Below are 10,255 nucleotides of genomic sequence, written 5' to 3'. Positions count from 1 at the left end.
GGCGTATTCGGCTCTGGCGGTATCGATCCTCTTGGCGCATCAACCTCGGCAAGTGCTTACCGATTCCATCGCCGGAAAACGTTCGTTCGCGGTTCGCTTCGGTGCCAAGAGGGCCAGGAACGTATCCAAGATCCTTTTTATGTCGTCTCTCCTGGCGTTGAGTTTCGCCCTTCTTTCGAGTCCAACGGTTTGGATCACGAAGATTGTTTTTGTCGGGGCGGCGCTTTTTGTCCTGTTTGAGACGAAAAGACGGCCTCCCTCGCCCGCGTGGAATCTGTTGAGTTCCGCTTTTTGCACGGGGATGGCATTGACGGTGGAATTCGTCGCGCGAGGAAGTTTCGCATGAGTGAAACATCCGTAGCGGCGGCCTTTGAGCGTTCGGCTCCGCATGTCGAACGTCTGTCGATAAAAAGGGGCCCATTCGATCCGCCCACCGTGGAGAAGATCAGCGACGTCACGGCCACGCTCTGGGAACGCAAAGGGAAGAGGATTCGCCCGCATCTGGTTTATTGGTTCGGGGAGATGGCCGGTATTTCACCGGAACGTCTGGACCTTTATGCTTGGGCCGCCGAAGCGATCCACACGGCCACGTTGCTTCATGATGATGTCATCGACGAGGCGGACAAACGGCGGGGAGGGCCGAGCGCGAATCAGATTTACGACAACACGCTGCCGATTCTTTCGGGCGATTACCTGATCAGCGACGTGATCCAGCAGATCGCCACAAAAGGTCATCCGGAGATTCTTCTTCTGCTCTGCGAGACGCTCAAAAAACTCTGTTCCGGCGAATTCCTTCAATACGAGCTGAAATTCAAGATTCCCTCGAGCGGGGAACGCTATTACGAGGTCACGGAGCTGAAGACGAGTTCGCTCTTCCGCTGGTGCGGCCTGGTCGGGCCGATTCTCGCTCGGAACAACAGCCGTGGAGCGATCGAGACGTACATGCACTCGTTTGGTCTGCTCTTCCAACTCTCCGATGATCTTCTCGACGTCATTGGAACGAAGACCAAACATCGCTGGAACGACCTTCGCGAAGGGAAGTTGAACCTGGTCACCTGGCGCATGGTTCAGGCCGACGAACAGTTGCGCAACGAAACGGCAAAGGCGTTTGAGCGGAAAGAGATTCCGGATTCCCTGATCCGGACGTTCGAAAAACACCCCAAACTCCCGTGGACGATTCATCAAACGCACGACGAACTCAAAACGCTCGCCGTCCAGGCCGATCTCGTCATGGAAGCCTTCCCGCATTCGGGCACGAAACAGGCGCTCCAGGACCTCGCGCACCTGCTCATTGATCGGTGTAGTTAATCGATTGAACGGTTCCAAGCGGAATCACTTTATTCCCATGACCAGGAGGCGAGTTTGAGCTGTGTAACGAAAAGTGGCTCGGACGAAGACGTTGGAAAGGATCGTTATGTGCGGCTTCTCCAAGAGGCCAACCGAACGGATCCTAAAGGCTTACACCCACCGCCAGACTGATCGCTTGAACGATGGCGTCGTAATGGCCCGGCGAGGGGTTCACGGCATTGAGCGGAATATCGCGTTCTCCAAAGCGGGCGTTCCATGTGCCGGCAAATGTGTACCGGCTCCATTTGTAAGCCAATCCCGCGGATACCTCATGCGCCGCAATATCGCCGACGACGCGGTTCATGGCCGGATCCGGAATCGAATCGACCAGGTCCTTGGCGTAGCCGAGTCGGCCCGCGAGCTCCGGAAGAATCCAATATTCGCCGCCGAAGTGGATGGTGTGCGAATCTTCCCAGTTCTGCGGAGATATAATTGTCCCGACCGGTGCGGAAACGTTGAGCACTAGGTTCTCGATTTCAGAATTTCTTTCCCAACCGTACGCCACAGCCACGGTCAGTTTTTCAATGGGTTTGGCCGATAGACCCACATTCACCTGTGTCGGTAGTCGCTGATCCAATGAAGATGGCAACGTCCCAAGCCCAGGAATTCCCGAAAACGTAGCGGTTCCCGTTAAGTCAGCCGTCACGCCGGTACGATAGTTCACACCGAGAGAGAAGTAGGGGCACGGAGTGAACATAAGGGCGGCCGAACCGCCCACTCCCCAACCGGCTTGGTCAAGATCTTCCAATGTTCCGCCGCCCGGTAAAGCCTGACCTTTCAGCTCGGATGACACGCGTACCATTCGCAAGGAGCCTCCGAGGCTCAATTCCGGAATGATTTTCCAAGCGACCGCCGGAGCGATTTCCATCGAATAAATCCTACCTTCCGTCGGATTAAACGGCGCAGCCGACGCGGTCGGATACTTGCCGCCGTTCCCGTGCGGGAAGAAGACGCCGATACCCAACCAGACCGGTTTCAGAAAATCGGACACAAAGGCGAAATTAGGGACTGGAATAAATTCCGTGTCCGCGTTTTCCGGGGGCGCACCGCCCGGAGGGGTATATTCCTCGGCCGTAATCAGGCCGTCCATTCCGGCCTCCACCTGATATCCCGACAATTGGGTTATCCCGGCGGGGTTGTGGTAAATCGCCGTCGGATCGTCGGCCACACCGACAAAGGCTCCTCCCATGCCGATCGCCTTGGGACCGACATAGACCGGTTTAGAAAGGCCGCTGGCGAACAACGTAGAGGGGATAGATAACAACAGCACGAGGGGGAAACGTTTCATAGGGCTCCTTTATTTAAAACTTTACGTGTTGTTTCGCCGCAGACAAGTTTCTCCGTCCGGCCGTTTTTCAGATCTGTTTGCGATCGAGTAGCGCCGGGGCGACTATGCGCGCAAGGTTCTCCCCCTTACTCGCAGTCCGGATGGCTCACGTAAAAGATGAGATCGTTCGTCCCGGCTGCCTTCGCCGTCAGACGGGTCGTAAAGCGGAGCCCGGTCCATATGTCTCCAACCAACTCTCTCCATAGTGTGGAAACGTCGCCGTTGGCGTCGGACGTGACCTGCCAATAAACCGGGTCCGGTAGCGAGGTGGAAGGGAAGATACCCGGGCAACCGATAACCTGAAGCCGACTGACGGAAATGAAAGTGCTCGGAAGGGAAGACCAACATGCGCCCCGGGCCGATACAACGAAAGGAAAATCGAAGTACCGTTGATAACCAAATGCCAGGGTAATTCCATAAAGGTACATCGTGTTTCCATCGCCTCGGCTGTTGAACAGGTACCGGCCCTTGGTGATATCGAACGCGGCGGACGACGTGGGGCCGGCCGGCACGGATGCTGTCACGGTCGTCGCGGCGTTATAAGCCGAGCCGCTTACGCTTCCGGCAGTCAGGGTGAACGAGGCTACCCCGCTTTCATCCGTATCCAGGTCCTTTGCCTCGCCGAAAGGCTGATCGTCGATCTTTCCTCGGGAATCGGGATCGACTCTCACCTTTGCTCCTGCGATCGGATTCCCGTAAAGATCGCTGAGGCGCACGCCGGTTCCCGGGAAATTCGACCCTTCGGCGGCACAGGCCCGCTTCCCATCGCTTATATGTCCGACGAAGCTCAAAATTTTGGTATCACTCGGGCTCGACGTAGCCGAAAACGTCACTTTCCGGTTCGGGTCGTTGTTGTCGTTCGGAAGCCAGGTCGCCTCGATCGAAATCGACTCCGCTGTTTTGCCCAATATCACTTCCGTGGCCGACACGCCGTTGGAATCAGTTTTTACTAGATTTGTAACCTGGATGTCCGGAGACCCTCTGGCAACTCTGAATTCGATATCCTGCGCCACTACCGGATTTCCCCTGGAGTCTTTTGCGACGACGCGGAGAGGAAGGGGCAACTTCTGGTTAACCGTGCCGGTTTGGCCATTCGATTGACTGTCGAACATGAAGAGTTTCGCCGGGGGAAAAGGAACCGCCGTCAACGTAAAGACAACGGCGTGGCGCGATTCGTCGAACGGTTCCACTCGGAGGGCGGCGCGAACCTGAATCTGGGAAGGGGAGTTACCCAATTGTATCCTGGTTGAGGCTGAGCCATCGGGAGCTGTTGGAACGATGGTTTCACCCACGATGCGGGCGTCCCCGTCAAGAATGGAAAATTCCACAAATTGATCGCCCAGGTAATCTCCCTTGTTCCCCTGGACAACTACCGCGAGGGGTTTTATCAGTTCGGTTCCAACGTAGTCTGCCTGTTCGTTTCCATCGGCGATAACGATCGAATATCGTTGGACCGCTTCTTGGAAGGAGTCGATTGTGTCCGTGACACCGCACGCTGAAAATAACAGCAGAAACGCAATGAGACCAAGCCTCTTAGCCATCGGCCACCTCCGCAGGTCGGATTGCACGTCCCGTACCAGAATCTCGCAACTACTATTTGCGCGTCTTTAGAGGAATTCCACGGCGCTAATGTGGGCTTCCGAAACGAAGCATTCCAAATATCAAACAGTCTGTGTCAAAATTTTCATTACAATCTTTTTTCAAGGCGACGGGAACGTGCAGATTCTCGGGACATCGATGATCCGCGCTTCGTACTGGTTCTCTGCGGCGTTCTCAATCTCCGGAGTCTCCCCGATGCGAGTGACGTCGCACCTCCCATTTCGGCAGCCCGTGGCCTCGCAGTAATAATATTTTCCATCGTTGAAATCGTAGTAAGTACCCGACGCGTTCTCGTTCCACGTCTTCGTGTTGATCCCGACCGCCACGTGCCCGGGTGTGTTCAGAAGGACGACGTCGAAGCACCAGTGACTCAGGATCGCGGAGTAGAGAAGGGCAAAATCTTCACAGTCTCCCGTCCGGTCCAGGAGCGTTTCGTACGGATAACGGGTGTAATCGGGACGGCCCGTGGAATCTTTGTCGTATGCGTATGGGATCGACCTCACGAAATTGAGGAGAAAATTTGCGAAATCGGCCCGGCCGTAACCGAGATCTCGCCCGACATCCCGAAGCTCGCCGGCGATCCATACCAAAGACTCCTCGCACGGATAATTGGATAAGTAACGGACCGGCTCCTCCCAATCGTGCGGAAAATCCTTAATCGCTTCCTGGCAGGATCGAAAATTCGGGACGTGGAACGCAAATCGGTGCGCTTTTCCCTTGTAGCTCCATTCGAAGAAACGATCCGCCGCCTCAGGGGGCGATGCCCCTGCGAAAACAGGAAGCAGGGCGATCAGTGCGGCGGCACTTCGGCTAAATCCGGTCATCGCCGCAGGGGCTGAATGTCTCGGGGGGCGAAGTGTTCCCGGGTGTTCCCGAACAGAAGGCGTTGGCTGGTCCGTGTCCGACCCGAAGAAAGTCCCACGGAAGCTCGTGCAGGCGGTCCCCATTTCCCGATGGAGGAGACGGCGATACCGACATCCATGTCCCACCCTCGATTGTACGATTGATGATTCGCGTATCGTTCGGAAGCCGCCATGGCGTATGCGATGCGACTCGGAAGGAGGTTCAGATCGGGCGCCCGGCGCAGAGGTCTCCGATATCGCGGCTCGCGCGAGCAGATTTCGTCGACTTCAATCACCCGGGCCGTGCAAGGGGCGGTCGCGCTTTTGCATTGATGATCCGCTGATCCCGATCGGACGAGCAGGAACACCTGGTCGCCGATTCGATAAAGACCGGATTCGGGAAGATTCACGGTTCCCGGCTGGGCGAGGTTTGTTCCGAGCACGGACAGAGACCATTTTTTTTCGAGGGCTACATATTCGATATCGAAGCAGAGCGAAGAGAGCAGGGCCCCGAGAAGGAGAATCTGTTCCTTAATGGAAGCCGGACCCACCATCAAAAGCTCGTACGGTTGATAAAAGTGGTTGTCTCCTGGCGGCCGCGGTTTCGCGTTTTTCGCAAGCGTGGAGACGAATGCCGCGGCTAGACCCGCCGTCTGATCTTGGTCGAACCGGTTGTCGTCCGCGATGTCGGCCAGTTGTTCGGTGACGCCCTCGATCAACGAGAGTTTGATTTCGTTCATCGCCCGCCCGGCTAGCCGGCCGAAAAGCGAGGTCCAATCGTACGTGTCGAAATCGAATCTCGTCATCCAGCGGGTGGACTGCTCGATTCGTTCGAGGTCGGTTTCAAAAACGACGCGGTAACGGCCGTTGTTCATGGCCACGTCCACCTCGACTTTTTCCGGGTGATAAACGCGTTCCGCGAGGAGGAACGTGGGCCACGCCAGCATCGTGACGAAGCAGAACACGGAAGAACGGTTCATGTCTCCGGTTCGGTCGAATTCGAAAGCTCACGGGAAAGAATGGATTCGCCCGCCTCGTCCATGAAATGTACCCAGACCGTAGTTTTCTCCGAGCCAGACGGAAGGGGTAACGTGACCTCAACGGGATCTTCGTCGACCCATGCCGAGTCGATCGCACGATCCGCCTTCTTTCCTTCCGTGATCCGGACCTCTGAAAGGTTGGGTAAGCGTTTCAAGGATCCTTGGGGCACCGAGTTTGTCTCTCCCTGGACCAGTTCGTAGGCTTTGGCCTCCGAGACGTGGGCGAAGAGCCGGCCGTTGGAATCTTCGATCCAGGCGAGCGGTTCCACATAGTAGACGTCGTCCGTTGGATTCCCATTCAGCTCGTTTGCTCCGTCGCGGTAGACACGAATGCTGGCGCCGCGATACACAGCAGGTGCGGATATCTGTCGAAAGATGTTGCCGCCCGCAATTTCGTTCTGTTTTTGCCCAACCTGAAACGCCGGGTTGTTCGCGGGCAGGAATACGTAACTTCTCGACTTGTCTTCTGAAAGAGGGAACCGAAGCGCGCCGTAGTCCTTTGGAATCTCCATTTCCAGTGACTTCGGAAGACCCGCATGGAAATGGAATCCGAAAAACTCCGCGACGAGGGTATGGGGCTGCCTTAAGAGGTCCGCGGGAACGTATGAAGCGTTCTCGTCGTGCGAAAGATAGGTCGAGTTTCGGAAGGCGCGGAAGAGGCCGTCGGCGAAGCTCGCCTCGCGAAGTGTCGTCGCCTCGAGGGTGATGCGCTTTCCAAGCAGATGATACGCGTAATAGAGCTCGACCAGGTAACTCAGTCGGAAGTGGTCGAAGACGCTGATCTGGAGTCTTGCGCGATTGCGGTCTTCCAGCCGGAGGAACGACACCAGTTTGATGAGGTTGGGACTCCCGAGCGTCTCTCGGACGTCGTACATGGCCTGAGAGCCTTCTATGATCCGTTCCAATTGGTAGACGGGGTAAGGAACGAGCAAAGGCTCCTTAGGCACCGCGGGTCGTTCCTCCTCCGGCGAGGGTGGCTTTTCTTCCGACGGCTTCTGAGCAGGGGCGGCTTCCTTAGGGGGCGTCTGGGATCCGATGGGAGGGAGAGGGGCATCGATCTCGGGGCAGGCAGTCAGAATGAAGAGAACCGGGAAAAGTGCCAGAAGGAGGCGGGCGCGTTTCATGGCGCCTCCAACGGAATCGAGGTTCGCTGCCCGGAGGAACTTTCAGCCACAACGATCGAAGGATTCTCCGAGTCGATCCAACTCCGAACGTAGCGGTGACCGCCCAGGGCAGCGTATCTTCGGACTCTTGCGTCCCGAACGTTCTTGTACTGGACGGCGATATCGGTGGGACGGAGGATGAATTCGAGTTCTCCTTCATGAGGTTCGAGTCGCTGATATCGAAGTTTCAGCGCGTCGACGTCCACGCAATAGGATGAGCGATAGCGGCTCAACGGGTTTTCGACGAAGATTTTGACGCAGTTCTCGCCGGACGATTCGGCGACGCTGTGAAAATGTTCGGGCGGGGAGAGCGAAAGCGTATAGAGGTCCCGGTTTTCCCTCCGCGCGACGACGATTTGCTTGGGAGTGGGTCGGAGAACCCGAATGGCGCCGGCGAACGCCCGGAGCTCTTTTTGCGCGTTCACTTTTGACACCGACCGATCAAACGGAAAACGTTCGAAGGCCGGATCAATGCCACCGAGTGCGTCCACAGCCTGGATCCGGTCTTTTGCTGTCTCCCGGTAAATCACAACATTGCTCACGCCTTCCTTGTATGTCGTCAAGTCCACGATGGATCGATGGATTCTTTCGAGCTGAGCTCTGGGGACGCGGTAGATGTTGACGGCGCGGAGTTCGGCTTTCTCGGCTTCCGAAAGTTCTCCCTGCCGGTTTCTCGACTTGAGGATCAGGTCGTGTCGATGACGAATCCGTGAATTTAGGAGGGGAGCGTCTTCTTCGGGTGAAAGTGGGGGTGCAAAACTCGAAAGTTGTTGGAGAGAAGCTTGCCCGGCGGAGATCGGTTCGAACTCGGACGTTAAGATCGGCAGGCGGGAGAGGATCTGATCGGCATTTGCGGGATCGCTCACGATCGTTTTCACGCGCACTTCCTTCGTGGCCAAGGAGATCAGCGCGGCCAGCTGGAACTCCGTTAATAGAACTTCCGACCGACCGTTAAAGACAGAATCCAGAACCCCCGGGGGGAAAATATACTGCCAAGAGCTGCGGCCTACGTTCTCGTCGGGATAGAGCGAAAGGTAGTCATAACTGATCCGGAGCGTCACGCCTTCTTCCCGGAATTGCTTCAGGATTTCTTCCGTCTCCGGATACGAGAGCGTAAACGCCAAACGCATCGAACGGCCAAAAACCCCGATGTCTCCTTCGAGGAAGCGCGCGGCATTAACCCACTTTCCCGTGCTCGGAACCTTCAGCTTCACATCCACGGCATGAAAGGGGATCGATTGAAGCGGCTGGTCGGCCGTCATCCGCAGTTTGGACCGGATCTGCGACGCGACCGACGGATCCCACATCAAAACGTAGAGATAGAGGATGTTCTGATCCAAGTTTTTTCCCCTGGAACGATCGACTTCAACGAAGACGCCATAGGAAGACGGGTGCTCCACGAAAAGAAAGAGCGGGCTGTAGTAGGAAATCGCTTCCGCGTCCCCGGCCGAAGCCCGAAAAACAAAAAGTGTGAGGGAGCTGTCGCCGATTTGAACGGAGACCGGGACATACGGGATGCTGGGAGCTTCACCGGCCAAAGCCATTGTCCAGCCTCCAAGCGCGGCCAAGAACCAGCGGCTCAAATTCATCTTTCCGGTCTCCAGATCCAACTGTGCCGAACGGAATTCCGGACGAAACTCAGGACGCGGATGTTCGTGTCTCCCTGCACTGTGACATCCAATTGCGTCTTCATGAATTGCTGTAAGTTCGCCCGGTTGATTTCGTACAACGTGGCGTTGAGGACGCCCGAGAAGCGCCCTTCTTTGAGAACGGACGACCCGCTTTCCTCCATGACCTTCCGAACGGATTTGTTCCCACCCGAGTTTCCACTGTCACCGGAACCACCGCCCCCAATTTTAATTCCGAAAAAGCTAAAGCCGCCCCCTCCCGACCGCCGACTATATTCCTGCCAAAAATTCGACTGCGCCGTGAGATTCTCACGAACCGAAACGGTCTGCCTCGAGTCGGTGGACGTGAAGTCGATCTTGAAAAAATCGTCCTCGAGATTGAGGCCGTACGTCGTGAGGTATCCATTGGCCAGGTCCGCAAGCTTGACGGCCGTCTGACTATGCTGCTGAAGGAAACGGTCAACCAAATCGAGCAAATTTTGAGCCACTCGCGAATCTTGAATAAGGACCTGATAATTCTGTTCGATCCGTGAATCGAGGAAGAGGCGGGCCACTTGGTCTTTCGTGGCGTAGACCTTTTGGCGCTCGCCAAAGAATTTCCTCTCCGCTTCCGCCGAGACCTCGACAAGAGAAGTTCCGGACAAACGATTTTGAGAGGTTTCCCTCGTGGCGTAGCCGTATCGGATATTGAAATCGATTCCTAGTTCAAGATAGTAGAGGAACTCGCTTAAATTTTTCTTTGGGACGCTCAACGAAACGGGAATGACGTCGCCGAGGAGGATGTCGTCCGTTTCATCTTCCGGATCGAGCGGCGGATAATAATAATTGATCTGAAAATCCAGAAGCTCCGGCTTTAAGAGACGCACGTTGAACGCCCGGCCGGGTAGGGGAATAAATTGATCGCCATGAAACGTCTGGCCGTACTTTCGCTCCATCGTTTGCTTTAGGCACTCGAGGACCTTCTCATCGTCGCGGAGAAGAAAAAAGCGTACTTCGGCGAATGGTCGCCCCGATGTGTCGTCCACTTCAGTGAAGGGAGCCTCGTCCGACGGGACCCTCTGAAAGAACATGGAGGGCGTGTAATAAAAGATCGCTTCCGAAGGGGCGTTGATCAGATCGTTCCGCGGATCTGCCTGAATCCAGACATCCTCTCCCGTGATCCCCGCCCGACAGATTCCGTCCCCTCCCCAATCGGCAATCTCAAACGCTCTGCCGCGCGGTCTCCTCTTCATCGGATCTTGAGCCAACGCGACTCCAGACGATAGGAGAAAAATAACTGCAACTCGAATGAATCGTTCCATCGCGCGCT

At 56.0% G+C, this 10,255-nt stretch carries 9 protein-coding genes; 2 read left to right on the top strand and 7 right to left on the bottom strand.

Annotated features, from left to right (window positions below; all coding sequences use genetic code 11):
• Together VI895_08050 and VI895_08045 are read left to right on the top strand one after the other, a co-directional pair.
• Positions 1-346, top strand: a 346-nt coding sequence (locus VI895_08050) for a hypothetical protein (protein ID HLG19750.1), incomplete at its 5' end; no start/stop codon positions are given.
• A complete protein-coding gene (locus VI895_08045; GenBank protein HLG19749.1) occupies positions 343-1,308 on the top strand; it encodes a polyprenyl synthetase family protein in 966 nt (321 codons plus the stop codon). The genes VI895_08050 and VI895_08045, both read left to right, overlap by 4 nt.
• A 142-nt stretch (positions 1,309-1,450) precedes the next feature.
• On the opposite strand, the gene VI895_08040 is transcribed toward VI895_08045, so the two are convergent.
• The 7 genes from VI895_08040 to VI895_08010 form a co-directional block, all read right to left on the bottom strand.
• Positions 1,451-2,635: an outer membrane protein transport protein gene (locus VI895_08040; GenBank protein ID HLG19748.1), complete on the bottom strand. Its 1,185-nt coding sequence runs from the start codon at positions 2,633-2,635 to the stop codon at positions 1,451-1,453.
• 125 nt (positions 2,636-2,760) lie between these two features.
• A complete protein-coding gene (locus VI895_08035; GenBank protein HLG19747.1) occupies positions 2,761-4,215 on the bottom strand; it encodes a hypothetical protein in 1,455 nt (484 codons plus the stop codon).
• Positions 4,216-4,374: 159 nt separating this feature from the next.
• Positions 4,375-5,097, bottom strand: coding sequence for a transglutaminase-like domain-containing protein (locus VI895_08030; GenBank protein HLG19746.1), 723 nt, complete (start codon positions 5,095-5,097; stop codon positions 4,375-4,377).
• Positions 5,094-6,095: a hypothetical protein gene (locus tag VI895_08025; GenBank protein HLG19745.1), complete on the bottom strand. Its 1,002-nt coding sequence runs from the start codon at positions 6,093-6,095 to the stop codon at positions 5,094-5,096. The genes VI895_08030 and VI895_08025 overlap by 4 nt, the downstream gene beginning before the upstream one ends.
• Positions 6,092-7,279 (bottom strand): hypothetical protein, encoded by a 1,188-nt coding sequence (locus tag VI895_08020; GenBank protein HLG19744.1) that lies wholly within the window; start codon positions 7,277-7,279, stop codon positions 6,092-6,094. Before VI895_08020 ends, VI895_08025 begins: the two co-directional genes overlap by 4 nt.
• Entirely contained in the window at positions 7,276-8,907 is a 1,632-nt protein-coding gene (locus VI895_08015) for a hypothetical protein (GenBank protein ID HLG19743.1), read from the bottom strand. The genes VI895_08020 and VI895_08015 overlap by 4 nt, the downstream gene beginning before the upstream one ends.
• A complete protein-coding gene (locus VI895_08010; protein HLG19742.1) occupies positions 8,904-10,247 on the bottom strand; it encodes a hypothetical protein in 1,344 nt (447 codons plus the stop codon). The genes VI895_08015 and VI895_08010 overlap by 4 nt, the downstream gene beginning before the upstream one ends.
• Between the last annotated feature and the right edge of the window lie 8 nt (positions 10,248-10,255).

It is taken from the genome of Bdellovibrionota bacterium (genome assembly GCA_035292885.1).
Taxonomy (GTDB): domain Bacteria; phylum Bdellovibrionota_G; class JALEGL01; order JALEGL01; family DATDPG01; genus DATDPG01.
This window is presented reverse-complemented; position numbering and strand designations above follow the sequence as displayed.